This window comes from Neobacillus sp. 19 (assembly GCF_049463095.1).
GTDB lineage: Bacteria > Bacillota > Bacilli > Bacillales > Cytobacillaceae > Neobacillus.
Genome location: NZ_JBMPZU010000031.1, coordinates 314,927 through 340,097, shown reverse-complemented (window position 1 = coordinate 340,097; position 25,171 = coordinate 314,927). Strand labels below are relative to the sequence as shown.

The following is a 25,171-nucleotide window of genomic DNA, read 5'->3' as shown; positions in this document are numbered from 1 at the left end:
GTCCTGTACTTCGTTCGGTTATGCCAGCCGATATTAACCAAAACCCAACAACCTAGATAGGCGTTTTCGCATTTATCGTGAAACGCTTTCGCGTTTTTCGTGCGCAGCTTCCGTGAACAATTATATTGTTTATTGCTTGAAGGGGTTGATGGCTTATTGCTGGAAACCTTTTACGACTTAGAAGAGCTTGAAACGGTGTTGACAATTGCGAGAAAGGAAACGAATCTGCCGATTGTTGCACAAGTTTCTCTGCAAGAGCCGGAAATTTTGCAAAATCGACTGCCAGTCAACGAGGCCTTAACGAGGCTTGAGGGTCTTGGAGCCGATTGTCTTGGTCTAAATTGCCGGCTTGGACCGCATCATATGCTCGTTGCCCTTGAGCAGATTGAACTTCCGAAGCATGCCTTTTTATCTGCCTATCCAAATGCCAGTCTGCCAACCTATACAGATGGGAAGTTTCATTATGAAGGGGATGCCGATTATTTTCGTCAATCTGCCCGTGCCTTCCGCAATCAAGGGGTACGCCTTCTCGGCGGCTGCTGCGGTACCACTCCGGCACATATCAAAGCCTTTGCGGATGAACTAAAGAATAGTGTTCCGGTGACAGAAAAGGTAGTACAATTAAAACCAAAGAAGATTGCGGTCGAATCTTCTACGGCTAAAAGGGAGTTCTCTCCCCTGCAAGAAATCGTGAAAGAAAGGCCGTCGGTGATTGTAGAATTGGATCCGCCGCGAAAGCTTGATACAACCAAGTTTTTCGAAGGGGCTAAAGCATTAAAAGAGGCCGGAATTGATTCAATCACGCTTGCGGATAATTCACTTGCGACCGTTAGGATTTCCAATGAATCTCTAGGTTACCTGATAAAAGAGCGATTGAACGTAAGGCCGCTCATTCATTTATCCTGCCGCGATCGCAATATTATTGGCTTGCAGTCTCACTTAATGGGGCTGCATACACTTGGGCTGAATGACGTCCTTGCCATTACCGGCGATCCAGCCCGTGTCGGCGATTTTCCAGGTGCCTCGTCCGTTTACGACGTTTCTTCATTTGAATTAATTCAAATGATTAAACAGTTAAATGAAGGTCTTTCTTTTTCCGGCAAGGATTTAGGTCAAAAAACAGCCTTTAGTATTGCTGCTGCCTTTAACCCGAATGTTCGCTCAGTTGAAAAAGCAGTCAAACGGCTTGAGAAGAAAATCCACTATGGTGCAGATTACTTTATCTCGCAGCCCGTTTTTTCCGAGGAAAAGTTATTAGAAGTCTATGAACATACGAAACATTTAGATGTACCGATCTATATTGGCTTGATGCCGCTGACCAGCAGTAAGAATGCCGAGTTTCTTCACAATGAAGTTCCAGGAATCAAAATTGCTGATTCCATCCGGGAGCGAATGGCAGGTCTGAATGATAACCCGCTTCAGGCTGCCAGGGAAGGAATTGACATTACCAAGTCATTGATTGATGCAGCAATGGATTTATTTAACGGGATTTATTTAATTACACCATTTTTACGATATGAACTAACAACTGAGCTGGCCCTATATACGAAAAAACGTGCCAGATACTTAAGGGGGAACAGCTATGCCGAAAACACCGTTTACTGATCAACTAAAAAGTCGCATCCTCGTAATGGATGGCGCAATGGGTACCATGCTACAGCGGGCAGAGCTTACGCCTGATGATTTTGGCGGCGAACAGTATGATGGCTGTAACGAAAATTTGAATTTAACCGCTCCTGCTGTTATCGCCGATATTCACCGGGAATATTTAGAGGCCGGTGCAGACATCATTGAAACTAATACCTTTGGGGCTACTAGCATTGTCCTTGATGAATATCAGCTTGGCTATAAAGCCTATGAAATTAATAAAATTGCCGCGATGATTGCCGTCAGAGAAGCCATGAAGGTTTCCACGGATGATTGGCCCCGTTATGTGGCAGGCGCAATGGGACCGACAACGAAAACATTAAGTGTCACCGGTGGAACAACCTTTGATGCCCTTTCAGCTTCATATGAAGAACAAGCGATTGGCTTGATTGACGGCGGAGTTGATTTACTCCTGCTAGAAACGAGCCAAGACATGTTAAATGTGAAAGCGGGCTTTGTCGGAATTCAAAACGCTTTTGAAAAAACAGGCAAAACACTGCCGTTATTTATTTCAGGAACAATCGAACCAATGGGGACAACACTTGCCGGGCAGACGATTGAATCGTTCTTTATTTCTGTTGAGCATATGAATCCAGTTGCCGTTGGTTTGAACTGTGCCACTGGCCCAGAATTCATGCAGGATCATATCCGCTCACTTGCAGGGCTGGCTTCTACTGCTGTCAGCTGTTATCCGAATGCCGGCCTTCCTGATGAAGAAGGTCACTATCATGAAACACCGGAGACACTCGCGAAAAAGCTGTCCGATTTTGCCGCCCACGGCTGGCTGAATATTGTCGGCGGCTGTTGCGGTACGACTCCAGAACATATTAAGGCAATTGCCGAAGCGATGAAACAATATCAGCCGCGGGAAGTGAAATCAGCGGCGGTTCATATGGTTTCAGGTATCGATCCTTTCGTTTACGATGATCCAACGTTACGGCCGATAATGGTCGGCGAAAGAACAAATGTTATCGGTTCTCGAAAATTCAAACGGTTAATAACAGAGGGGAAATTTGAAGAGGCAGCAGAAATTGCCCGTGCACAGGTTAAAGGCGGAGCACACGTCATTGATCTTTGCCTAGCAGACCCTGACCGTGAAGAGCTTGTTGATATGGAGAATTTTATCAAAGAAGTCGTGAAGAAAATCAAAGTTCCTCTTGTGATTGATTCGACCGATGAAAAAGTCATTGAGCGTGCTTTGAAATACTCACAAGGAAAGGCAATTATCAATTCAATCAATCTTGAAGATGGTGAAGAGCGATTTGAAGCCGTTGTTCCATTAATCCACCGCTATGGTGCTGCAGTCGTCGTTGGTACCATTGACGAGGTAGGAATGGGTGTGACGGCAGAGCGGAAACTGGAGATTGCCAAACGGTCCCACGACTTGCTGGTAAATAAATATAAGCTTAAATCACAGGATTTGATTTTTGATCCATTGGTTTTTCCAGTCGGCACGGGGGATGAGCAATATATTGGTTCTGCAAAAGCAACGGTCGAAGGGATTAAGCTCATTAAAGAAAATCTTCCAGGAGTACAAACTATTCTGGGGATTAGTAATGTATCATTCGGGCTGCCTCCGGTAGGCAGGGAAATTTTAAACTCTGTTTTCCTTTATCACTGTACCCAGGCCGGGCTGGATTATGCGATTGTCAACACGGAGAAATTGGAGCGTTTTGCTTCAATTTCTAAAGAAGAAGTTCAGTTGGCAGAAGCCCTGCTTTTTGACACAACCGATGAAACACTGGCAACTTTTACTGAATTTTATCGTGGCAAAAAGAAAGAAGCGAAAGTAACTGTTCCTAATATGAGCTTAGAAGAGCGGCTTGGCTATTATGTGGTTGAGGGGACGAAAGAAGGCCTGCTTCCTGACCTCGATCTTGCCCTTGAAGCCTACCCGGCACCGCTTGATATTATTAACGGTCCATTAATGGATGGAATGAAAGAAGTCGGCCGGCTTTTTAATGAAAACCAGTTAATTGTTGCCGAAGTGCTTCAAAGTGCGGAAGTAATGAAAGCGGCGGTATCACATTTAGAGCCGCACATGGAAAAAGGCGATGTATCTGCCTCTAAAGGAAAAGTTATTTTAGCAACAGTTAAAGGCGATGTGCATGACATTGGCAAAAATTTAGTCGATATTATCCTAAGCAATAATGGTTACCAGGTGCATGACCTTGGAATTAAGGTGACACCTGCCGAATTAATTAAGGCTATTCGTGAGGAACAGCCGGATATGGTTGGGCTTTCCGGATTATTAGTAAAATCCGCGCAGCAAATGGTGTTAACCGCCCAAGACATGAAAGAAGCGGGTATCTCATTGCCGATCCTAGTTGGCGGCGCTGCCCTTTCACGAAAATTCACGGATGGGAAAATTGCGAAAGAATATGACGGGCTAGTCCTTTACGCGAAGGATGCGATGAATGGCTTATCACTTGCCAATCAACTGCAATCACCAGATGAGCATCAAAGGCTTCTGGACGAACGGGTTGAAAAGCTGGCAGCATTAGATATCCCAAGGGAATTACCAATTCGGGCGAGCGGGTCTGTGGCTGTTAAGGTAAAGCCGGCCATTTCTACTACTGCGCCTGTTTTTACGCCGCTTGATACGAAAAGACATGTATTGAGGTCCTATTCCCTATCCCATATTGAACCGTATATCAATATGCAAATGCTGCTGGGTCACCACCTGGGTGTGAAAGGAAAAATTGCAAAATTACTTGCTGAGCGAGATGAAAAGGCAGTAAAAGTAAAAGAAGTCGTGGACCAATTGTTAGCAGATGCCAGTCGGAATAATTGGATTACCCCGGCCGCTGCATATCAATTTTTCCCGGCCCAATCTGATGGAAACAAGGTTTATATCTATGACCCGGAAAACCCGGAGGTTGTGATTGAAACGTTTGATTTCCCTCGGCAGGAGTCCGCACCGCATCTTTGTTTAGCAGACTTCCTTAAATCGGTCGACAGCGGTGAGAAAGATTACGTTGGATTCTTTACGGTAACTGCCGGAAAAGGCATTCGCGAAAAAGCCGACCAATTGAAAGCAGAAGGTCGTTTTCTTGAATGCCACGCGCTCCAGTCACTTGCTTTAGAGACCGCTGAAGGCTTCGCCGAATTGATTCACCGGCAGATGCGCGACCGCTGGGGCTTCCCTGATCCGCTCGATTTTTCCATGCAGGATCGGTTTGCCGCTAAATATCAAGGACAGCGTTTCTCGTTTGGCTACCCTGCCTGCCCTGATTTAGAGGATCAAAAGAAACTGTTCAAGCTCCTGCAGCCAGAGGAAATTGGCATTCAGTTAACAGAAGGCTGTATGATGGAACCAGAGGCATCCGTCTCGGCGATTGTCTTCGCCCATCCGGAAGCACGGTATTTTAATGTATTAAGATAGTAGTTTTAGGTAATTCCGCGGAAAGTGTCTAGTGATTCCGCGGAATTTTTTTGCGTTTTTCCTCCAACTCTTCTAGATGATTATTTCAATGCTGAATTATGAACATTCCTTGACAATTTTCACTATATCCCTTATAGTTACCTAGGTAACTAATTTCGAAAAATGGAGTGTATTATGATTAGCCACGAATTATTCCATACTCTTCACCAGCTTTCACGCCAGCTCACCAACAGGCTTAATGAAGCCTTAAAACCATTAGGTTTATACAGTGCCCAGTGGGCCGTTATTTTTGTTCTCCAAACAAAAGGGTCACTTACGCAAAAGGAACTTTGTGATTATCTATTCGTTGAAGCACCGCCGATGACTCGCACGATTCAACGACTCGTCAAACAGGGCTATGTAACACAAGTTCCTGGTCAAGACAAACGAGAAAAGCATGTTCAATTAACGGAAGAAGCATTAAAGGAATATCCAAGGTGGGAAAGTGTAGTGACTGAAGTGAATCGGGGATTGTTAAAGAACTTTCCAGAGGTTTCACAAGAAGAACTTCTCAAACTGCAAAGCAACTGGTTACAGCAAATTTTATAACAGAGAGGTGCATTACATGAATAAGGGGAAATTATGGACGAAGGATTTTATCAGCGTTTCTCTTAGTAACTTTTTTCTATTTTTAACTTTTTATATTCTGTTAGTAACACTGCCATCGTACGCAATGGACGAATTACATAGCAGTTCTTCTATGGCAGGACTTATGACTACGGTATTTTTGCTTTCTGCCATCGTTTCACGCCCGATTGCTGGGCAATGGCTTGAACGTGGAAGCCATAAAAAGGTATTATTAACAGCACTAATCCTTTTTGCCGCCGCATCACTCTTATACTTTTTTCCAACAACAATCAGTGGTTTTCTTGTTATCCGCTTGCTGCACGGGATTGGCTTTGGAATGGCGACTACCGCTGTAGGGACCATCGTTGCTGATATCATTCCCGCCGCGCGCCGGGGTGAAGGAATGGGCTATTTTGTCATGTCAACCAACATGGCAATGGTTATCGGTCCATTTGTCGGCTTGCTGGCAATCCAACAGTGGGGTCCAAAAATATTGTTCATCATAAGTGTCATTGTCGCAATGGGTGCATTGATTACAGGCTTAAGTGTCAAGATTAACAAAACTGAGGAGCTTCCAGTAAAGGTTTCTTCCTCCTTTTCATTCCGAAGTCTTTTCGAAGCTACTGCTGTTCCTATCGCAATTGTGGGAAGCTTTATGGCTATTGTCTATTCAGCACTTCTTTCCTTCGTATCGATCTATGCAAATGAAATCCATTTGGAAAATGTAGCGAGTCTGTTCTTTGTTGTTTATGCGGTTGTGTTATTAATTTCTAGACCGTTTACAGGCAAATGGCTCGATCAATATGGACCAAATGTGATTAGCTTTCCGTGTATTGTCCTTTTTGCCATCGGTATGTTAGTTTTAAGTCAAAGCAACAGTGCCTTCACGTTTCTCCTTGCTGCAGGCATGATCGGGTTAGGATGGGGAACGCTTTTTCCTACCTTCCAAACGATTGCCATTCAGGATGCTGAACCTAGAAAAAGAGGGTTAGCTACAGCAACCTTCTTATCCATCTATGATACAGGCATTGCCCTAGGTTCCTTCCTTGTCGGAATCATTGCCGTAAAAATGGATTATAGTACTTTATATTTCTTCTGTTCCTTCTATATTTTATTCGGAGCAATTCTCTATTTCTTCCTTCATACAAAGAAGCAGAATTCTTCCGTAAAAGTAGAAAAACAGCAGCAGGCAAATGTTCAAGAAATGTAAAATCGATCATACTAACAAAAGAACCATCACTCCCCTAAAGGAATGATGGTTCTTTTGTCTTTATCAATGTATATTGAATTTCGGTTGATGCGTGAGTTCTATTTTCACCACATGTATTTCTTGTTCATGTTCCTCTTCCACCATAACAATCGACCAATTTTTTGCCATTACATCACGAAGGATTTGAAGATGTTCTGTTGTCATCTTGACACAATCTAAAAACACTCCGGTATCGACGAAATCCACGCCCTCCTTCATATTGAACTTAATTGACAATAAGGACTTGAGAGCCCCTTTCGTCAAAAAGGAAATTTCATAGCCCTCTTGCAATGCTTGAACTACTTTTGATTTTTCCGACTGATAGAAGTCCACTAGCGTTTTCCAATCTGGAATTCCTTCACCGATTTTTTCTAGGGTTTCGTCTTTCCCTTCATCTAAAAGGGCAACAATCGACTCTTGATTATGACCTTTTGCTTTCATCATTTCCAGCATGAGGGCATAATTTAATGCTAGTTTTACTTTTTCCATTTCATTCTTCCCCTAACTTTCAAATAAATGGCAGGCGACCAGATGCTCCCGATCCACTTCCTTCAATTGTGGAACTGCTTCTGCGCAAATGGGTTTAGCAAATGGGCAGCGTGACCTGAAACGGCAGCCCTGATCCATCTCAATCGGACTTGGAAGCTCTCCACTGATAATATCGCGTTTACTCGTTTGTGCTTTGATCGGGTCTGGAATAGGAATCGCAGACAACAGCGCTTGGGAATAAGGATGCAGCGGTTTATCGTATAACTCTTCACTCTTGGAGATTTCAACCATTTGTCCAAGATACATAACACCGATCCGATTAGAAATATGACGAACCATTGATAAATCATGGGCAATGAATAAATAAGTAAGGTTCATTTCTCTTTGTAAATCTTCTAACATATTAATGACTTGCGCCTGGATCGATACATCAAGCGCAGAAATCGCTTCATCGCAAAGGACAAATTCCGGATTAATGGATAGCGCTCTGGCGATGCCAATTCTCTGCCGTTGACCGCCGCTGAATTCGTGAGGAAATTTTTCTAAATCTTCCTTTTTCAAACCAACCTTGTCCAGGATATTTGTAATGATTTCGGTTCTTTCATTTTTTCCAAGCTGTGTATGGATTTCTAAAGGTTCATCAATGATTTCTTCCACATTCATATACGGATTAAGTGATGAATAAGGATCTTGGAAAATCATTTGCATTCTTTTTCGATAAGGCTGTAGTTCTTTGTTATTTAAATTAGCGATGTCTTTACCATCAAACAGAATCTCTCCAGCTGTTGGTTCATACAAGCGATTCAGTGTCCTGCCAAGTGTCGATTTTCCGCAGCCAGACTCCCCTACTAGACCAAATGTTTCTCCTTTATATATATGAAAGGACACATCATCAACCGCCTTAACGGCTGCTTTATTTTTTGAAAACATAGTGGATTTTATTGGGAAGTATTTTTTTAGATTTTTGACTTCGACGAGTTTTTGTTTAGTCACCCTGCATCACTCCTTCCCCTGCTAAAAAGCATCTACTTTTCTGCGTTGTTGAGAAGCTCTTGTACTCCGGTAACGTTGTAAAACAATGATCCATTGCAACTTCACAACGTTCGGCGAATGGGCACCCGGCATGCAGCTGCTGCAATGATGGAGCGGCACCTTTTATTGGCTTTAATCTTGTTTTTTCACCGTCTACTCTTGGAATAGAATTTAGTAAGGCCTTTGTGTACGGATGCTTTGGCGAATAAAAGATTTCATGAACTAATCCCTCTTCCATCACCATTCCGGCGTACATGACCAATATTCGGCTGCAAATCGTCGCAACCACACCGAGGTCATGGGTTATGAAAACGACAGACATATCGTTTTCCTGCTGCAGTTTTTTCAATAACTCAAGAATTTGCGCCTGAATGGTCACATCAAGGGCTGTTGTCGGTTCATCTGCAACTAACAGCTTCGGGTTGCAGGCCAGTGCCATCGCAATCAAAACCCTTTGTCTCATCCCTCCGCTAAATTCATGCGGATACTGATTCACTCTTGTTTCAGGTGAGGGGATCCCTACCATTCTAAGCAATTCAACGGCTTCTGCCTTAGCTTCCTTCTTGTTCATGCCTCTAATCCTTGTTAAGAGATCTACTAGGTGGTCACCGGCTTTTTTTAACGGGTTAAGGGCAGTCATTGGATCTTGAAAAATCATCGCGATTTCTTTGCCTCTGATGGCCCGCTTTTCCTTTTTGGATAGATGTTCGATATGTTTTCCGTCCAAAATAATTTCTCCGGATTCCACTTTTGCATTACTCGGAACAATTCCAAGAATCGATTTCACCATAACACTTTTTCCGCTTCCTGATTCACCGACAATCCCCAGGATTTCCCCTTTTTGAACGGCAAAATCAATTCCGCGGATCACTTCCGTTTTTACCTTGTCATTATAAAAACTCGTATGGAGGTTTTTTACATCGAGTAAAATTTTTTTGTTTTCCATTTCAATATAACCCCCTTTTATCTCCCGCTCGTTTTCGGTTCAATTACAGCTCTTAACAGGTCACCAAGTTTATTAAAGGAATACACTGTTAGAGCGATGAGAAGTCCAGGCAGGATCGCCATGTATGGGGCGTTCCCTAAATTTCCTTGGGCCGTCTGCAGCATACTTCCCCAGGAGGACAACGGCTGCTGAATCCCCAGCCCAAGAAAGCTTAGTGCTGATTCCATTAAAATTGCATTGGCAATACTGACAGTTGAAGCCACAATGAACGTTGGAAAAACGGCTGGAATCACGTGCTTCAAGATGACTTTTTTCAACGATTGTCCCGAGGATTTCGCATATAATACATATTCTCTTTCCTTAATTGATAGTGTTTCGGCCCGAACTAATCTGGCCGTACTCATCCATGTAAAAAGTCCGATAACCAGTACAATAGCCTTTAAACCGGGGGTAAGATAAATACTGACAACCGTTACAAGAATCATCCACGGGATCGAGGAAATGACGTCAACCATTCTCATTAAAAAATTGTCAACCTTCCCTCCAAAATAACCGCTAATCGTTCCCACTATCACACCAATACACGTCGAAATCAGCATGGCTAAAATTCCTACCGCCAGGGAAATCCGTCCTCCATATAAGGCACGTGTGAGATAATCTCTGCCAAGTTCATCTGTCCCAAACCAATGCTTTGCATTTGGCCTATCGAGGGCATTCATGACATTTACCTGATCCGGCGGATATGGTGACAAAAAGGCGAATATCGATACCAACATAATAAACACAAGAAAAATGAGGGCAATCGCGGCCGGTTTATTACGTTTGACTTCTTTTTTTAACTGCTCGATTCTTCTATTTTTTTTACCAGCCAATTTCTATTCCCCCATTCCCTTAATTCTTGGGTCAACAATGCTATATAACAGATCCGATACCAAATTACCAATAATAACCAATGTCGAAGATAGGAGCATAATTGCCATAACGACAGGATAATCAAACCCTTGAATCGCTTTGACAAAATAAGTCCCAATTCCCGGCCAGCCAAAAACAGTCTCTGTGACAACAGCGCCTGTTACTAACATCGGCAGGCTCATCCCGACAATCGTAATAATCGGAAGCAGCACATTTCTCAATACATGCTTGAATAAAATCCATGATGAGGCAGCCCCGTATGCCTGTTGCACCATCACATAGTCTTCGGATAACTGACCAATGGTTGAGGAGCGCACATAACGGACCAATTCCGGCATAAATGAGAGAATTAAGACGGTACATGGGAGAACCATGTGACTGAGTAAATCTGCAAAGGAATCTTCGTTCCCAATCGTATGCATACCAAGGATGGGGAAAATATTAAGTTGATACCCAAAAATAAATACAAGAATCATCGCCATCCAGAAGCTAGGAATAGCAATTCCAAATGAACTTAAACCATCAATGATTTTATCCGCCCATTTTCCTTTATTCGCTCCGGCGATGAGGCCAAGGATAATGGATAATATAAGAGCAAGAAGATATGCCGGAAGCACAAGGAGAATGGTATTAGGTATTCTGACTGAAAGATCATTTGTAATGCTTTCATGTGTCACAATGGAGTAGCCCCATTCACCGCTAACTATTCCTTTTACCCAATATAGATACTGAATATAGGCAGGCTGATCTAATCCATAGCTTGCTTTAATCAATTCAATGGTTTCCTTCGACATGTTTGGTGTTGTCATTGCATCAACTGCATCGTATGGAGCTAATTGAATGAGTGTAAAACAAATAACCGAAATAATGAATAACAAAGGAATTGCCTGTAAAAATCGTTTAATACTGTACTTTAACAAAAAGAATTCCACTCCTTACGTTCCCTGCTGCCGAAACAACCAATCAAAAGGAAACCGATACTTTTACCCTATAACTCTCTTATTCTAAATCTTTTATTGCTAATAAATAAAGATAAACAGCGTCCTGTTTATCTTTATCTACTCATGCAACTATTGATATTAATAAGAAAGCTTCGACATATCCTCAAACGTATAAACCGGAACCAAGCCTGCTTCCTCGATTCCTTTGATTCTTGAATCAATCGCAAGAATTCGCTTATTTTCCATTAACGGATAGAATGCTGCATCGTCGATAATCAATTTTTGAATTTCTTCATATATAGCTTTTCGTTTAGCATCGTCTTTCTCTACGCGGCCTTGATTAAACAACTCATCCACTTTTGGATTACTATAATGCATGTAATTGGCTTCTCCATCGGTTACAAACAAGGAATTAAAGGTATCCGGATCAATTCCCATGATGTATCCGCCAAGATACATATCAAAGTCTGTGTGCACACTTTGCATTTTTTGGCTTAGCGCAGTTGCATCCATTCCAACTAGTTCAACTGATACTCCTGCTGCTTTTAAGTTTTGCTGAATAACTGCCGCTTGCTTTTGCTGAATTGGATTATTCGCAATAAAAGCAAGTTTTAATTTCAAGTCAGAAGCCCCTGCTTTAGCTAATTGATCTTTTGCCTTTTTCGTATCAAATTTATGTTTTTCTACATGATCAGTAAAGTAGGTCGCCTTTTTAGGTAAGAAAGAATAGGCAGGTTTTGAAAAATCGGTAGATACATAGCTGGCAATATTGATTTCATCACGATTTAAACCATAAGCAATTGCCTTTCTTACATCTTTTGACTGAACAGCCTTTGAGCTAAGGTTAAAGGCTAAATAGCCAATTCGTCCTTCTTCATATTCTTTCAATGTAATATTATCGTTTCCTTTAAATTTGCTGGCATCTGAAGGCTGAATCACAAGTGCATTGATTTCTCCCTTTTGTAAAGCCATCGTTGCAGTATTTGCATCCATAATAATACGGTAGACAACCTTTGAAATGTTCGGAGCGCCTAGGAAATAGTCATCATTTTTTTCAAATGTAACACTTTCCCCAGCCTTGTATTCTTTCAATTTATATGGTCCAGTACCAACCGGTGTTGCATTTTTTGGACTGTTAGCAATGTTGGTTTCACCCTCGTACACATGCTTCGGCATGATGAAGATATTGCCTAATGCTTCGATTGCTCCCATACTTACCGTTGGCAGTGTGAATTTTACAGTATATTCATCCACTTTTTCCACTTTGACTGGCTGATTGTTGAATATCAGCTGACTTCTAGCCCACCCGCCATTTTCTTCTTTTAACATTTGCTCATACGTGAAAACGACATCATCTGCTGTAAATGGCTGTCCATCATGCCATTTTACGTCTTTTCTTAATTTAGCTGTATAGGTTAAGAAATCATCAGAAGGTGTCATGCTTTCTGCTAAAAAGTACTCGATAGCGTCTTTTCCATTATACATATATAGTGGAGAGTAGACCGTTTTGATTTCCATTAAACCGAAACGATCACCAGTAGTAATGACGTTAACTGCGTTTCCTGGATCCCCGTCAATACCGTAAATAAATGTATCTGGTTTATTGGTTTCTTCAGATTTATTTTTAGTGCTTGCTGTGTCCGAAGATTTTGAAGAACAGCCCGCAAGTACTAAAACCATACTTAGTAAAAGTGCTGCGAAAATTGAAACCTTTTTACGAAACATCTTGTATATCCCCCCAAATAGAAGTTTTATGTAAAAACTAGAGAATAATAGTGACATAGTGTTCTTTAATTCCTACTATTCTTATGTGTTTTACTTTAAGTATTTTACCTGATAAAGTAAGCAGCGTAAATAAAAACATTTCATTACAACTAAATTCGGAAAATTGGGATAACTAACTACAATTCTGCGATGTGCTTCGCAGTCCTAAAGTCTTGAAACAAGCAGACAATTTTACATTCTGAATTGGATAAGATAGGATATTATTGACATAACTTTTAAAATGGAGGTTTTCGAGATGTTTGATGTAGTTATCATTGGTGCCGGTCCTGCAGGCGCAAGTGCAGCCCTATTTACAGCAAAGGCTGGAAAGAAAACTTTGATCATTGATAATGATAAAAGCGTTACCAAGCGTGCTTGGATTGAAAATCATTATGGCGTCTTAGAAATCAGCGGGCCAGATCTTGTAGAGACAGGGAAAAAACAGGCTAGTAAATTTGGCGCTGAAATTGTACAAGCTACTGTTGCAAACGTTAGCAAAACGGACAATGGCTTAAAAGTAGAAACCGATCAAGGTGAATATGAAGCAAATCATGTCATTATGGCAACAGGGATGATGGCCGATCTAGCTGAAAAAGCCGGTCTAACTACTAAGCCTGGCACCGAACCAAGAGTTAAAACCATTCTAGATGTGGATGCAGCAGGAAAAACAAATATAGAAGGAATTTGGGCAGCTGGAACTATCGCGGGAGTAAGCATGCATACCATAGTTACTGCTGGCGACGGCGCGAAGGTAGCCATCAATGTAATCAGTGAAATCAACGGTGAGCGCTACGTTGACCATGATATTTTAAAAGCGTAAAGCCATTCATTTCATTCGGAGGGACTCTATTATGAGTCCCTCTTTTTGTGTTTAATATTTTGCATTGACAAGGCCTATCCTTCCTTTTAAAATTGCTTTATCTCCAAGAGCAATTTTTTACCTTTTTTAGAAAACTAATAGTCAAGGAGGCTTACTCTACCACAATTTATTCGGAAGAAAAGAAGGAGAACTTTATGATTAAAAAAGACAATAATCTTAAGCTTGTTGTTACAGGTATCTTGCTTGCCATTTTAATGTCGGCCATGGATAATACGATTGTCGCGACGGCAATGGGAACCATCGTTTCCGACCTGGGCGGCTTTGACAAATTTATTTGGGTAACTTCAGCTTATATGGTTGCCGTTATGGCCGGTATGCCGATATTCGGTAAACTTTCCGATATGTATGGCCGGAAACGCTTCTTTATTTTCGGATTAGTCGTATTCCTCGCTGGCTCGGCCCTATGCGGAATTGCCCAAACCATTATTCAATTAAGTATCTTCCGTGCCATTCAGGGAATTGGCGGCGGTGCGCTCATGCCGATTGCCTTTACCATCGTATTTGATATTTTTCCGCCTGAAAAACGCGGAAAAATGACGGGCTTACTCGGAGCGGTATTCGGAGCATCAAGTGTATTAGGACCGTTACTAGGCGCCTACATTACAGACTACATTAGCTGGCATTGGATTTTCTATGTAAATGTTCCGATTGGAATCATTTCGCTTATCTTAATTATTCGTTTTTATCATGAATCATTAAGCCATTCCAAGCAGAAAATTGATTGGGTCGGTGCCTTTACGCTTGTTATTTCTGTTGTTAGTTTAATGTTTGCCCTCGAACTCGGCGGTAAAGAATATGCCTGGAGTTCCGCGCAAATTCTTGCTTTGTTTGCAAGCTTCATAATCTTTATTATTGCCTTTTTCATTGCCGAAATAAAGGCTGCCGAACCGATTTTGCCGCTTTGGCTATTTAAGAAAAAACTGTTTGCGACCTCACAAATCCTGGCCTTCCTTTACGGCGGCACCTTTATTATATTAACCGTATTTATCCCGATTTTCGTCCAAGGAGTTTATGGTGGAACAGCTAAAAATGCCGGATTGATTTTGACTCCGATGATGTTAGGATCTGTGGCAGGAAGTTCCGTTGGCGGAATCTTTTTGACCAAGACTTCATATCGCAACCTGATGTTAATTTCGATTGTTTCCTATTGTTTAGGGATGTTTTTCCTTGGCGGCATGACCGTTGACACGGCCCGCTGGCAATTGACGCTTTATATGATTCTTGTCGGCTTCGGGGTAGGCTTTTCATTTTCTTTATTGCCGACTGCATCGATTCATAATTTGGAGCCGCAATACCGGGGAACAGCTAACTCGACCAACTCTTTCCTACGTTCGTTTGGGATGACACTTGGAGTAACGATTTTCGGTACCATCCAGGGCAATGTTTTTCAGGATAAATTAAAGGCGGCATTTTCAGGCATGCAGGGTGCAGGTAATTTTAAGATGGGCGATCCACGCGAGATATTTCAAGCAAGCGAGCGTGCGAAGATTCCGGATTTTATTTTATCAAAAATTGTTCATGCAATGTCCGATTCCATTACCCATGCCTTTATGCTTGCATTGATTCCGATCGTTCTTGCTGCGGTAACAATCTTCTTTATGGGTAATGCCCGGGTTGTCGTTAATAAAAAAGAGTCTGCTAAAAACTAATAAAAATGCACCGGATCGGTAATTGATCCAGTGCATTTTATTCTTTAGACTTTTCTTTCAGTTCCTATACCGGAACCCCTAGCGAATTTGAACACCATTATTTGATTCGCTCATAAAATGTCTAAATTCGCCCATAAAGAGGTAATATTCCTTTTCCTAAAAAGTAAAATTCCTGGCTTAAAACGGCGTATTTTCGCAAAAAGATTTTATGAAGCCAGCACTTTTTATACCTCCAGGTCTTTTCCTTCTTCTACAATATGGAACAAGAGGTGTGCTAAATGATGGATTGGGCCGTAATCCTCGTCCTCTTCATCTGTTTCCTCGCTGAATTCCAGGTCATTTAAGAAAAGGGCCATGAATTCATAAAAGTCCTTCAGCTGGAAGGAGTAACAGGCAACTGGTTCTTCATTGTCTTCTTCATATTGCAACACCATGTAGGAGATGTCACCATCGACATCTGCCGCATCGAAAAAAACAAAAAAGCCAATATTTGTGTCGAGTTCAAATAAATGTCTCGTTCCGCCTTCGGTTGCTTTATCGAACTCCTCCTGATTGAGTTTTTGAATCTGCATGCTATCGACACGATCCTCTTGATGGAAACCTACTACAAATGATTTCATAATATCCTCCTTAAAATTAACTCACATGTCATTAGGATATCCATTTTCAGGCAGGTTTCATTCGTTTTATCCAAAATTATGGAGCAAATCATTTGTTTTCATTTATTCCTCTTTTAAACATTTGCCAATAAAGAAACCTCTGACTAAATCAGAGGTTTAAAGGTTGGTATTATACTGGAGGTAGGATTGGATGATCAGTAGTTGAAGCAGCATCTGCTATATTTACAGATGTTTTTGCGCTGTTGGTTCCAGTCACCGGTGATGAGAAAACAAGTAATGTAATCGAAAATAATAGAATCGCGGCCTTTTTCATAATTTCCGAGCTCCTTACGTTATTTTATTTAAATAATAAACTGCTTCAGAGTATTTTTCCTGCTGCGTATAGTAATCTGAAAGCATTTTGTAAAAACGGGTGAGGTCATTAAGGTGTTCATTCGTTTCCTCCAGAAAAGGAATTACTTTTGATTCTAAATATTTGAACGCCTTTCCGGGGGATACCATATGCAATAAATAAAAATCTGCCAGCAATCGATATTTTTTTACTCCAAGCTCCTTCGCATATAAACTTACTACTTGGAAGGACTCCCTCGCTTTATCAGTTGCTTGGAGGGCATATTGAATTTCTCCAATCGAATAAAGAGTGACAAGATAATGCGGATTATTTTTGGGCTGAAGTGCCAGGCTTTTTTCGTAAAAGATCAAAGCCTCTTTTGCATTTTTCTTTTTATTTTGTAAGTAGCCCATATTATGATAAATTTGCGGCAGCAGTCTATCCTCTTTAAGTAGATCTGCATTCCGAATCAAATGCCTGAAGCATTCTTCCGCTTCTTCATAAATATTTGAGTGGGTGTAGTTAATCCCCAGCAGCATTAATGTATGAAGAATTCGATAAAAATTTTGTTCGCTCATAAACAGCTGCAGGGCCATCTTGCCAAAATGGATCGCATGCCCTGATTGCTCCAGTGCACTTTTTACAATTGCGCGGTGGTAAAAAAAGTCTGCACTTGGCATATCATGAATTGGTTCACTATATAAAGCATCGAGCAATTCTTCTGCTGCTTTAAAATGTCCCTTCATAATTAAAAATACAGCATTATAGTATCGAAATAAATACTCTTCATGTTGGGAAAAATTTTTCTTTTGTTTAAATAGCAGGTCCCTCTGAATCTCTGCTTCTTTTAAACTACCTTTAAATAATAGGTAGCGGTATTTATATAGTTCATACGTATGGATATATTTAGAGAATGGTATAATATGTTCATGTTCTTGAAGCTTCAGATAAACTTCATCAATCGTGTCCTTTAAATAGTAATTAATCTTTTCTCCAAGCTGACCAATTAAGACCTGAATTAGGTCTTCTTTCTCCTCCATCTGCTCCAAGCTAATTTCTAGTCTTTTTAGTAAAAGCGATACCGTTTCCTCGTTTGCTTCCTTCGAGTTATTTTCTATTTTACTTAAATGTGGGACAGAGCAAATGCCTTTTGCAAGCTCCGTCTGTGTCATTCCTCTTTGTGTCCGATAGAATTTGATCAAGGCTCCGAATTCCATAATGTCACCCGCTTGCCTTTCGTTTTATACTATTTTACTATATCAGCCCCCTTTCTAACAGCTATTTATCTGACTATTTGTAAAAGGTTGAATAGTTTCATCTTATTAAAAACCATCCGGACCAGGATCCAGATGGCTCTTTTCACTATTTCCCCCGTCTTTCTCTCTTGGATTGTAATATCTTCATCCAAAATGAATATTCTGCTGATGTTTAAACCTATTCTGACTTTGCAAGCAAAATAACAAATAATTATTCGAAAAAAGTTGGGAAAATTTTTGTTTTTTTATAAAATAGGTAACGTTTAAATTGATTATTTTCAAAATTGAAGCCAAAATAATCTTTCATTTTTTTAAATTACGCAATAAGGCTCATGATATTTTAGAAGGTCCCCAGACAATATCCAACAAATGTCGTAAGTAACTGAAAATATGTCATAAGTTCCATTCAATAGAAAAACCAGCCTCATCTAAGGCTGGCAATCTAGAAATATTTCTTTTTCCAAAAAATAAACGCTGCTAATGTAGATAACACGCCGCATATTATTAAAGTAAAAATAAATCCGTGTGGATTATTTTCAAAAGGTAATTCCACGTTCATTCCAAATAGGCTGAACACCATCGTCGGGAAGGATAGTATAATCGTAATCGATGTTAAAAACTTCATCACAATGTTTAGGTTATTTGAAATGATCGAGGCAAAGGCATTCATCATTCCATTCAAAATGGAACGATAGGTTTCCGCCATCTCAATTGCCTGTGTTTTTTCGATAATTACATCTTCTAATAAATCCTTGTCTTCTTCATACATTTTTAAATAATTAAAGCGGAGGATTTTATCGAGAACTACCTTATTCGATTTTAACGAAGTCGTAAAATAAACCAACGATTTCTCTAAGGCAAGAAACGCATATAGTTCTTTATTTTTTAATGACTGGTGAACGACACGTTCAATTTCATTTGTTTTCTTGTTAATTTGTTTTAAGTAACGAAGATAATAGGAGGAAATAACAAACAGAATTTGCAGTGCAAATCGCGTCTTTTTAAAGGTGAAAAACTCTTTCACCCTGTTCTTCTTGAAATCCTCTAATATCGGTGTATCCTTTAGGGAAACGGTAATGATACAATCTTCCGTCAGAATAATACCAATTGGAATGGTTTCATAGACTGCAAAGCCCGTTTCATCAAGGACGGTATACGGAAAGTCAACAATAATATAGATTCTGCCGTCATCGCGTTCAATCCTTGGACGTTCTTCGTCGTCCAGAGCATCTTTAATAATATCAACATCTACCTGTGCATCATTTGATACCTTATTTATTTCTTCTGCCGTTGGCGCGTACATATTTATCCAGCAGCCTTTTGATATTACATCGACTTTTTCTAAAACTCTTGCCTCGGTGCTTTTAAAAATTTCTAACATACAAAAACCTCCTCACTCACTTTGTTCGAGGAAGCCAACAACCTTTTCTAGAGTTGATATTCTTGCTATTCAATTCAATCCAAACAAAGACATTGACTTCCCCTCGCCTACTAGGGTCCGGGTCTACGGAATAACTCAAAAATATCAACTCCCTCATCGTTTCGTTTCTATATCCTATCCTATCATAAACCCTATAGACGGAAAGTACAAAGGAGTTTTTTTCAGGATTTATTTGTTTCATCAGGGAAATACGGATTTAAATGAATTAATACCTCATGGATATTATCATTTTGTTCCATCAATTTCCGTTTGATTGATTTAGCCAGATCATGCCCCTGCTTAATCGTTTTAAAATGATCGATGGAAATACGCAAATCAACTAATACATAATGACCGTGCTCTCTTGCCCGGATGCGGTCAATCCGCTTTACATCTTGAAACCCATTGACGATGGCAGTGTATTCTAATAATGTCTCTGTATTAATATTACGCTCAAGTAAGATATCAAATGCCTCTGTCAACATGTCCTTTGCAATTTTAAAAATTAAATAGGCGACAAAGATACTCGCGGCTTTGTCCCCATATAGTAAGAAATGGATTTCCAGCCGTTCGCCTATAATTGACAAAAGCACCCCGATAGCTGCCGCAATGGATGCGACAATATCCGCTTTATGATCAAAAGCAATCGCTTCAATCGCCTTACTCTGATTCTCTTTAGCCACCCGTAAGGAACTTCGGTATAAAATAATCTTGGTAATAAACGAAATAAGCGCGACCCACATAGCTAAGAAACTAGGCGATTCCACCTCATGGAAAAAACCGCTAAACCCTTCGTAGGCAACATAGATGGCAACAAGCAAGAGCAGAATGCCAATAATTTCTGACACGATGACCTCTGCTTTTCCATGCCCATATGGATGTTCCTTGTCTGCCGGCTTGTTGGCAATTTTAATTACCAATAGAACGATCACAGAGGCGAAAACATCGGCAGCAGAGTGAATCCCATCCGCGAAAACCGCATCACTATGCCCGTACCAGCCAATAATTACTTTTCCTAACGTTAGGACCACGTTACTGATGACGCTAATCCAGGCCACTTTTTTAGCCAGCGCTTCTCTCATTTCCATTGTTAACCACCCCTGAAATCCCCTTTAATAATCATCAATCCATTATGTAGGCAGGCATTAATTGCCCTTATTCTTCATGCCTGCCACTGTCTTTTTTTATCATTTCTACTTCTTCCATCACTGAAATTTTATTGATTTGATCGTGAAGAAAATGGAAGGCCTGATCTAATTCTTCTCTTGTTGGAAATTCATTTTTTCGATTCATAAACATCACCTTTCAAATAATAGGAGTAATTATTTTGAAATAAGAAAAAATACCGTTGTAGTACCCATATTGAAAAGGAGGATTCTATAATGGACAATAAACGCGCTAATCCAAAAAAGGAACTGGCCGGAAGTTTTTATCATCCAAGTTATTATCAAGAAAAGGACACCCTATCCTCAGGACTTGCTGACACACATGAGCAAGTGAGTGATTCGTACATGGAAGGCGGCATGAATACGGATGGTTCCGCTCAAGGAATAAACCACGAAGAAGTATAAAATTAGAGAAAACAGCTCTCACACCGAAAGCTGTTTTCTTTTTTTTTAAATCATTTATCATCATGGTCTACATATGGGTCGTGTTCATAGGCCGGCAAATCCCCGAAACTGGTCATGATTCCTTCTTCGTCTAAGGCATTTTCATACTGCTCGTGCTGTGGATTTGGATAGACCTTAATATTATTTCCATACATATCATTGCCGACAAAATTTTCATAATCCTCGACGTAGCCGATATTTTCATCTGCTTCTACATACATATCCTGAAAATCATCCTGAGGAAAGGCTAAATCTGATGGTGTATCTGATGTTCCCCAGGCTGCCACAGTCTGCCAAGAATCTTCGGAGTCAAAGCCGACACTCTCATGCTTTTCATCCATATCAAATTTTCCGAAAGGCGGCATTAATACCCCTTCTTCCACCGGACGATTGTGTGAGGTAATCCAATCCTGACTGTGTTCAATACAAAAAGTTGTATTTGGAATGGCCTGTAACCGTTCTAACGGAATCTCCTTTCCACACACATCACATTTCCCATACGTTCCATTTTCCATCGCCTCTAACGCTCGGTTAATATTCCCTAACTGTGTTTCAACATGCTCGTTTAAGGCTATATCCTTTTCACGTTCATATAGCTCGGTTGCTTCATCAGCGGGGTGGTTGTCGTAGCTGGATAACTCTCCCATGGATTCATGGGCATGCCCGCGCTCCAACCCAAAATGGTCATTTTGTTCCAGCCGTTCTTCCACCTCACTTTTTTCCTGCAACAATTGTATCCGTAACTCAGCTAACTGCTGTGTCGATAACATGTGCAAAACCCCTTTCATCAACAGAACCATTTATATTATTCATTTATGATGATTGTTTATATCGTACCCTTATATTTTCATTTGTTTCATGCTTGTTTATGTAAAGAAAAAATAATTCCATCAAAAACCAATCGTCCACATCATCCTTAAACTGAATAAGAATGGCGAAGGCGTGTATCTTAAGAATAATCAAGATAATGAAAAGTGAGGCGATAGAGATGGTGAATTATAACTTTGAAAAGTTTAGACAGGAACAGCGTGAACATAAGGCAGAATATATCGGAAGCGACAAAAACAAAAGGCCGGGACTGAATGATCCGGAATACAACAATCAGGATAATACCGATAAATCACCAGGGGCAACAGGGCGTGAAATATAAAATACGAATAATAAGGTTGGGGCCACTCCTCAACCTTTTTAAATGAAATTCGAAGAAGGAGAAAATCAATGGGTACATCAAAGAGTGGTGCAGCGGAAAATAATATGAAGTGGTGGCAGCTTTCATTATTCGGAGTTGGCTGTACGATTGGAACAGGTTTTTTCCTTGGCTCAAGTTTAGCGATCAAAATGACGGGTCCAGCCATTTTAATTGCGTTCCTCATTGCGGCAGTTGGAACGTATTTTGTATTTGATGCACTGTCTAAAATGACTTCCCAAGAACCATTGGAGGGAGGGTTTCGCTCCTATGCCAAAAAGGCTTACGGGCGCTGGGCCGGTTTCAGCAGCGGCTGGGTCTATTGGTGCTCAGAGGTGCTCATTATGGGCAGTCAAATGACGGCACTTTCGATTTTTTCCCGGTTCTGGTTCCCGAAAATTCCTTTATGGATTTTTGCTACAATCTACGGTGTTCTAGGATTAGCCGTTATCCTTATAGGGGTAAACCTTCTAAATAAAATGGAAAATATTCTTGCCATTTTAAAGATATCTGCGATCCTAATGTTTGTGATTATAGCTAGTTTAGCTATATTTGGCGTGATTGACGGTGACAGGCCAATTCAATTTCCTAACAGTAAAAAGGAATTACTTCCCGGCGGGTTAAAAGGGTTATGGTCTGCGGTCATTTTTGCCTTCTACGCCTTTGGGGGAATTGAAATATTAGGCTTAATGGCAACGAAACTTAAGGATCCCAAAGAAGCTCCAAAGGCTGGAAAGGTCATGCTGTTTATGCTCACCTTTATCTATGTTCTTTCGATTGGTTTGGCTGTCATGATGGTGTCCTGGCATACTTTTAACGCAAAAGAAAGCCCGTTTGTGATTGCTTTAGATGCGTACAATCTTTCGTTTGTCCCTCATTTTTTTAATGCTGCTCTCATCATTGCCGGTTTTTCGACGATGACCGCTTCCCTATACGGGGTTACAAGTGTCCTTGTGACCTTAGGGGAAGAAGGGGACGCGCCGGCCAGTTTTTCAAAGAAAGGGAAATTAAAGGTTCCATGGCCGACATTATTGGTTACAATGCTGGGGATTACTGCCTCCATCGTAGCAGCATTGCTAATGCCCAACCGAATTTATGAGTATATTACCACTGCGGCAGGATTAATGCTGCTGTATAATTGGATCTTTATCCTTGCCTCTTCCAGAAAAATTTTAAAGTTGAAACTAAAAGAGAAGATCATGTATTCGATTGGAGCAATATTCATTTTAATTGCTGTCACCGGAACATTGTTTCATGATACGAGCAGGCCGGGATTCTTTATTAGTCTGGTCTTTCTCGGCATCATTGGGTTGATTACCTTGATGATGAATTTTAAATGGAAAAAGAAAAAGAGCAAAGTACTTAACCCATGGCCGACAGCATAAGAAAAGCGCAACGCCCTTTTCAGCTGCATATGCCTAGAAAAAATCCAGCTTTTCACTGCTGGATTTTTTTCTATCCAAAAAGATTTTGAAATGCCTGCACCCCAAAGTAAAGTCCAAATCCGATCAAAGAAAGACCTGATAAGAATGAAATGACCACAAGTAAACGAGAGGTTAAATACTTGCGGAAGCTGCTTGCAACCCCCGCCATCATAATATCCCACATCAACAGTCCGATAAAAATCGCACTGCTATACAGCACCAATTGACTCGTATCATAAACAACAGCTGTTTTGGCAAGAACAGAGCCATAAATGCCCAGCCAGAATAGAATCGTAAGTGGATTAGAAATTGACATAAAGAATCCGGAGAAAAACGATTTCACCAGCGGTTCCTTACCCCTGACATACTCTAAGTTGATTTTACCGGCATTCATAAATGTTTCAATCCCTGTATACATCAGTACAAAACAGCCAAAAAACCAGAGAAAGGTTTGCATGAATGCCGTTTCAAGAAACTGAACAACTCCTATGTACACCACAAGCATATATACCCCATCAGCAACAACCGCACCCACTCCTATGAGCCAAGAGTGTAAAAATCCATGTCTAATTCCCCTGTCTATTTGTGCCGCATTAATCGGGCCAATCGGGGCGGCAAGCGACAATCCTAGTAATATATAGCTTAAAAAAACATTCATCAAGATCTCTCCCCAATCAGTAAATAAAAGCCTGTCTATCCATTTCTATTCAGCAGGGAGAGGTTGTACGACAAAAAAAGGAGTTTCCCTAAAAGGAAAACCCTTACATTAGTTGTTCGTATCTGATACTTTTCTTAGATCAAGGCTATATCCGCTGTCCTCTAACGTGTCACTAAGCAAATGGTGTCTTGGGGCCGGCAAAGTAAAAGAATCAATATCCACAATATACTTGGGCCTCTGTTTTGTTTCTTTATAAATTTTCCCCACATACTCACCAATCAATCCAATCGCAATTAATTGCAGACCGCCGATTAACCATATGGAGGTAATCAGCGATGTCCATCCGGTTTCTGTATCACCAAAAAACTTAAGAGCTAAAAAGTACCCGCCAAAAACGAGACTCATGAAAAAGGAAACAAACCCTGTGATTAACACAAAACGGATGGGTGAGATGGAAAAGGAGGTAATGCCATCAAGGGCAAAGGCGAGCATTTTTTTTAATGGATACTTCGTATCACCTGCGTGCCTTTCTAAGCGGTCATAAAAGACCATATCCGAACGAAAGCCCAAAAGCGGAACAATCCCTCTTAAAAAAAGATTAACCTCGCGGAACCGTTCTAATTCTTCCACTGCTCTTTTACTCATTAGCCGAAAATCCGCATGGTTATAGACGAGGTCAACTCCCAGCTTCTTCATAACCTTGTAAAATCCTTGGGCGGTGCTTCGTTTAAACAGAGTATCTGTATTACGTCCTTTTCGAACACCATAAACAATTTCATAGCCAGAGTGGAATCTGATGACAAAGTCACGGATGACCCTAATATCATCCTGCAGGTCGGCATCAATCGAAACTACACAATCAGATTGCTCTTTAGCCGTAAATAGACCGGCGAGCAGGGCATTTTGATGCCCGACATTGCGCGATAATTTTAAGCCCCGCACATGGTCGCTTCGTAATCCGGCTTTATAAATCAATTCCCACGTATGATCCTTACTGCCGTCATCAACAAACAAGATTTTGCTTTGCCTGGAAACGAGCCCCTCATGAATCAGTTCCCTCAATAGCCCCTGGAGCTGGTCGACCGTTTCTGGCAAAACATCTTCCTCGTTATAGCATGGCACAACAATCGTAAGGACTGGTTCCATCATGTCAAAACCCCCGATGA

The 25,171-nt window shown here is 40.8% G+C and carries 24 protein-coding genes; 9 read left to right on the top strand and 15 right to left on the bottom strand.

The window, feature by feature from the left end; all coding sequences use genetic code 11:
• Window positions 1-99: 99 nt before the first annotated feature.
• The 4 genes from ACO1D1_RS10645 (at window position 100) to ACO1D1_RS10630 (ending at window position 6,848) form a co-directional block, all read left to right on the top strand.
• Complete coding sequence (locus tag ACO1D1_RS10645) at window positions 100-1,605, top strand: bifunctional homocysteine S-methyltransferase/methylenetetrahydrofolate reductase (protein ID WP_423335908.1); 1,506 nt, start codon at window positions 100-102, stop codon at window positions 1,603-1,605.
• Window positions 1,583-5,032, top strand: a complete 3,450-nt coding sequence (metH, locus tag ACO1D1_RS10640) for a methionine synthase (protein ID WP_149871419.1) — start codon at window positions 1,583-1,585, stop codon at window positions 5,030-5,032. Before ACO1D1_RS10645 ends, metH begins: the two co-directional genes overlap by 23 nt.
• Window positions 5,033-5,206: 174 nt before the next feature.
• The gene (locus tag ACO1D1_RS10635; RefSeq protein ID WP_149871420.1) at window positions 5,207-5,620 is read left to right on the top strand and encodes a MarR family winged helix-turn-helix transcriptional regulator; all 414 of its coding nucleotides are present in this window, start codon (window positions 5,207-5,209) and stop codon (window positions 5,618-5,620) included.
• Between the two features lie 16 nt (window positions 5,621-5,636).
• Window positions 5,637-6,848: an MFS transporter gene (locus ACO1D1_RS10630; protein ID WP_149871421.1), complete on the top strand. Its 1,212-nt coding sequence runs from the start codon at window positions 5,637-5,639 to the stop codon at window positions 6,846-6,848.
• Between the two features lie 63 nt (window positions 6,849-6,911).
• Here ACO1D1_RS10630 and ACO1D1_RS10625 read toward each other — a convergent pair whose 3' ends face one another.
• The 6 genes from ACO1D1_RS10625 to ACO1D1_RS10600 form a co-directional block, all read right to left on the bottom strand.
• Complete coding sequence (locus ACO1D1_RS10625; RefSeq protein ID WP_149871422.1) at window positions 6,912-7,376, bottom strand: hypothetical protein; 465 nt, start codon at window positions 7,374-7,376, stop codon at window positions 6,912-6,914.
• 12 nt (window positions 7,377-7,388) lie between these two features.
• Window positions 7,389-8,369, bottom strand: a complete 981-nt coding sequence (locus tag ACO1D1_RS10620; protein WP_317845670.1) for an oligopeptide/dipeptide ABC transporter ATP-binding protein — start codon at window positions 8,367-8,369, stop codon at window positions 7,389-7,391.
• Complete coding sequence (locus ACO1D1_RS10615) at window positions 8,362-9,354, bottom strand: ABC transporter ATP-binding protein (protein WP_149871423.1); 993 nt, start codon at window positions 9,352-9,354, stop codon at window positions 8,362-8,364. Before ACO1D1_RS10615 ends, ACO1D1_RS10620 begins: the two co-directional genes overlap by 8 nt.
• A gap of 17 nt (window positions 9,355-9,371) precedes the next feature.
• On the bottom strand, window positions 9,372-10,226 hold the full coding sequence (locus ACO1D1_RS10610) for an ABC transporter permease (protein ID WP_149871424.1): 855 nt from the start codon (window positions 10,224-10,226) through the stop codon (window positions 9,372-9,374).
• Between the two features lie 3 nt (window positions 10,227-10,229).
• Window positions 10,230-11,186: an ABC transporter permease gene (locus tag ACO1D1_RS10605; protein ID WP_149871425.1), complete on the bottom strand. Its 957-nt coding sequence runs from the start codon at window positions 11,184-11,186 to the stop codon at window positions 10,230-10,232.
• 159 nt (window positions 11,187-11,345) lie between these two features.
• Complete coding sequence (locus ACO1D1_RS10600; protein ID WP_149871426.1) at window positions 11,346-12,932, bottom strand: ABC transporter substrate-binding protein; 1,587 nt, start codon at window positions 12,930-12,932, stop codon at window positions 11,346-11,348.
• A gap of 295 nt (window positions 12,933-13,227) precedes the next feature.
• Between ACO1D1_RS10600 and ACO1D1_RS10595 the strand changes: the two genes are divergently transcribed.
• Together ACO1D1_RS10595 and ACO1D1_RS10590 are read left to right on the top strand one after the other, a co-directional pair.
• Entirely contained in the window at window positions 13,228-13,791 is a 564-nt protein-coding gene (locus tag ACO1D1_RS10595; protein WP_149871427.1) for an FAD-dependent oxidoreductase, read from the top strand.
• A gap of 194 nt (window positions 13,792-13,985) precedes the next feature.
• On the top strand, window positions 13,986-15,500 hold the full coding sequence (locus tag ACO1D1_RS10590; protein WP_423335907.1) for an MDR family MFS transporter: 1,515 nt from the start codon (window positions 13,986-13,988) through the stop codon (window positions 15,498-15,500).
• A gap of 224 nt (window positions 15,501-15,724) precedes the next feature.
• Here ACO1D1_RS10590 and ACO1D1_RS10585 read toward each other — a convergent pair whose 3' ends face one another.
• From ACO1D1_RS10585 to ACO1D1_RS10560, 6 genes are all read right to left on the bottom strand, one after another.
• Window positions 15,725-16,120: a cytosolic protein gene (locus tag ACO1D1_RS10585; protein ID WP_423335906.1), complete on the bottom strand. Its 396-nt coding sequence runs from the start codon at window positions 16,118-16,120 to the stop codon at window positions 15,725-15,727.
• Window positions 16,121-16,289: 169 nt separating this feature from the next.
• Window positions 16,290-16,433, bottom strand: coding sequence for a hypothetical protein (locus tag ACO1D1_RS10580; protein WP_423335905.1), 144 nt, complete (start codon window positions 16,431-16,433; stop codon window positions 16,290-16,292).
• A 14-nt stretch (window positions 16,434-16,447) separates the two neighbouring features.
• Entirely contained in the window at window positions 16,448-17,668 is a 1,221-nt protein-coding gene (locus ACO1D1_RS10575) for a helix-turn-helix domain-containing protein (RefSeq protein WP_423335904.1), read from the bottom strand.
• A gap of 481 nt (window positions 17,669-18,149) precedes the next feature.
• Window positions 18,150-19,088, bottom strand: a complete 939-nt coding sequence (locus ACO1D1_RS10570) for a magnesium transporter CorA family protein (protein WP_423335903.1) — start codon at window positions 19,086-19,088, stop codon at window positions 18,150-18,152.
• A 221-nt stretch (window positions 19,089-19,309) separates the two neighbouring features.
• Window positions 19,310-20,215 carry a cation diffusion facilitator family transporter gene (locus ACO1D1_RS10565; RefSeq protein ID WP_423335902.1) on the bottom strand — a complete coding sequence of 302 codons (906 nt, stop codon included), beginning with the start codon at window positions 20,213-20,215 and terminating at the stop codon, window positions 19,310-19,312.
• Between the two features lie 67 nt (window positions 20,216-20,282).
• Entirely contained in the window at window positions 20,283-20,420 is a 138-nt protein-coding gene (locus ACO1D1_RS10560; RefSeq protein WP_423335901.1) for a hypothetical protein, read from the bottom strand.
• A gap of 89 nt (window positions 20,421-20,509) precedes the next feature.
• Here ACO1D1_RS10560 and ACO1D1_RS10555 point away from each other — a divergent pair, with 89 nt between their 5' ends.
• Window positions 20,510-20,698: a YozQ family protein gene (locus ACO1D1_RS10555; RefSeq protein WP_149871434.1), complete on the top strand. Its 189-nt coding sequence runs from the start codon at window positions 20,510-20,512 to the stop codon at window positions 20,696-20,698.
• Window positions 20,699-20,748: 50 nt separating this feature from the next.
• On the opposite strand, the gene ACO1D1_RS10550 is transcribed toward ACO1D1_RS10555, so the two are convergent.
• Window positions 20,749-21,507, bottom strand: coding sequence for a yteA family sporulation protein (locus ACO1D1_RS10550; RefSeq protein ID WP_423335900.1), 759 nt, complete (start codon window positions 21,505-21,507; stop codon window positions 20,749-20,751).
• 197 nt (window positions 21,508-21,704) lie between these two features.
• Between ACO1D1_RS10550 and ACO1D1_RS10545 the strand changes: the two genes are divergently transcribed.
• Window positions 21,705-21,887 (top strand): hypothetical protein, encoded by a 183-nt coding sequence (locus ACO1D1_RS10545; protein WP_423335899.1) that lies wholly within the window; start codon window positions 21,705-21,707, stop codon window positions 21,885-21,887.
• A 68-nt stretch (window positions 21,888-21,955) separates the two neighbouring features.
• Window positions 21,956-23,308 carry an amino acid permease gene (locus ACO1D1_RS10540; RefSeq protein WP_423335898.1) on the top strand — a complete coding sequence of 451 codons (1,353 nt, stop codon included), beginning with the start codon at window positions 21,956-21,958 and terminating at the stop codon, window positions 23,306-23,308.
• Between the two features lie 70 nt (window positions 23,309-23,378).
• On the opposite strand, the gene ACO1D1_RS10535 is transcribed toward ACO1D1_RS10540, so the two are convergent.
• Complete coding sequence (locus ACO1D1_RS10535) at window positions 23,379-24,005, bottom strand: LysE family translocator (RefSeq protein WP_423335897.1); 627 nt, start codon at window positions 24,003-24,005, stop codon at window positions 23,379-23,381.
• A gap of 108 nt (window positions 24,006-24,113) precedes the next feature.
• Window positions 24,114-25,154 (bottom strand): glycosyltransferase family 2 protein, encoded by a 1,041-nt coding sequence (locus ACO1D1_RS10530; protein WP_423335896.1) that lies wholly within the window; start codon window positions 25,152-25,154, stop codon window positions 24,114-24,116.
• Between the last annotated feature and the right edge of the window lie 17 nt (window positions 25,155-25,171).

Excerpts from the sequence above, each read along its gene's own strand:
- metH (WP_149871419.1), top strand. The coding sequence starts at position 1,583 with ATGCCGAAAACACCGTTTACTGATCAACTAAAAAGTCGCATCCTCGTA.
- ACO1D1_RS10635 (WP_149871420.1), top strand. The coding sequence starts at position 5,207 with ATGATTAGCCACGAATTATTCCATACTCTTCACCAGCTTTCACGCCAG.
- ACO1D1_RS10630 (WP_149871421.1), top strand. The coding sequence starts at position 5,637 with ATGAATAAGGGGAAATTATGGACGAAGGATTTTATCAGCGTTTCTCTT.
- ACO1D1_RS10625 (WP_149871422.1), bottom strand. The coding sequence starts at position 7,376 with ATGGAAAAAGTAAAACTAGCATTAAATTATGCCCTCATGCTGGAAATG.
- ACO1D1_RS10615 (WP_149871423.1), bottom strand. The coding sequence starts at position 9,354 with ATGGAAAACAAAAAAATTTTACTCGATGTAAAAAACCTCCATACGAGT.
- ACO1D1_RS10600 (WP_149871426.1), bottom strand. The coding sequence starts at position 12,932 with ATGTTTCGTAAAAAGGTTTCAATTTTCGCAGCACTTTTACTAAGTATG.
- ACO1D1_RS10595 (WP_149871427.1), top strand. The coding sequence starts at position 13,228 with ATGTTTGATGTAGTTATCATTGGTGCCGGTCCTGCAGGCGCAAGTGCA.
- ACO1D1_RS10590 (WP_423335907.1), top strand. The coding sequence starts at position 13,986 with ATGATTAAAAAAGACAATAATCTTAAGCTTGTTGTTACAGGTATCTTG.
- ACO1D1_RS10585 (WP_423335906.1), bottom strand. The coding sequence starts at position 16,120 with ATGAAATCATTTGTAGTAGGTTTCCATCAAGAGGATCGTGTCGATAGC.
- ACO1D1_RS10580 (WP_423335905.1), bottom strand. The coding sequence starts at position 16,433 with ATGAAAAAGGCCGCGATTCTATTATTTTCGATTACATTACTTGTTTTC.
- ACO1D1_RS10575 (WP_423335904.1), bottom strand. The coding sequence starts at position 17,668 with ATGGAATTCGGAGCCTTGATCAAATTCTATCGGACACAAAGAGGAATG.
- ACO1D1_RS10570 (WP_423335903.1), bottom strand. The coding sequence starts at position 19,088 with ATGTTAGAAATTTTTAAAAGCACCGAGGCAAGAGTTTTAGAAAAAGTC.
- ACO1D1_RS10565 (WP_423335902.1), bottom strand. The coding sequence starts at position 20,215 with ATGGAAATGAGAGAAGCGCTGGCTAAAAAAGTGGCCTGGATTAGCGTC.
- ACO1D1_RS10560 (WP_423335901.1), bottom strand. The coding sequence starts at position 20,420 with ATGAATCGAAAAAATGAATTTCCAACAAGAGAAGAATTAGATCAGGCC.
- ACO1D1_RS10555 (WP_149871434.1), top strand. The coding sequence starts at position 20,510 with ATGGACAATAAACGCGCTAATCCAAAAAAGGAACTGGCCGGAAGTTTT.
- ACO1D1_RS10550 (WP_423335900.1), bottom strand. The coding sequence starts at position 21,507 with ATGTTATCGACACAGCAGTTAGCTGAGTTACGGATACAATTGTTGCAG.
- ACO1D1_RS10545 (WP_423335899.1), top strand. The coding sequence starts at position 21,705 with ATGAAAAGTGAGGCGATAGAGATGGTGAATTATAACTTTGAAAAGTTT.
- ACO1D1_RS10540 (WP_423335898.1), top strand. The coding sequence starts at position 21,956 with ATGGGTACATCAAAGAGTGGTGCAGCGGAAAATAATATGAAGTGGTGG.
- ACO1D1_RS10535 (WP_423335897.1), bottom strand. The coding sequence starts at position 24,005 with ATGAATGTTTTTTTAAGCTATATATTACTAGGATTGTCGCTTGCCGCC.
- ACO1D1_RS10530 (WP_423335896.1), bottom strand. The coding sequence starts at position 25,154 with ATGATGGAACCAGTCCTTACGATTGTTGTGCCATGCTATAACGAGGAA.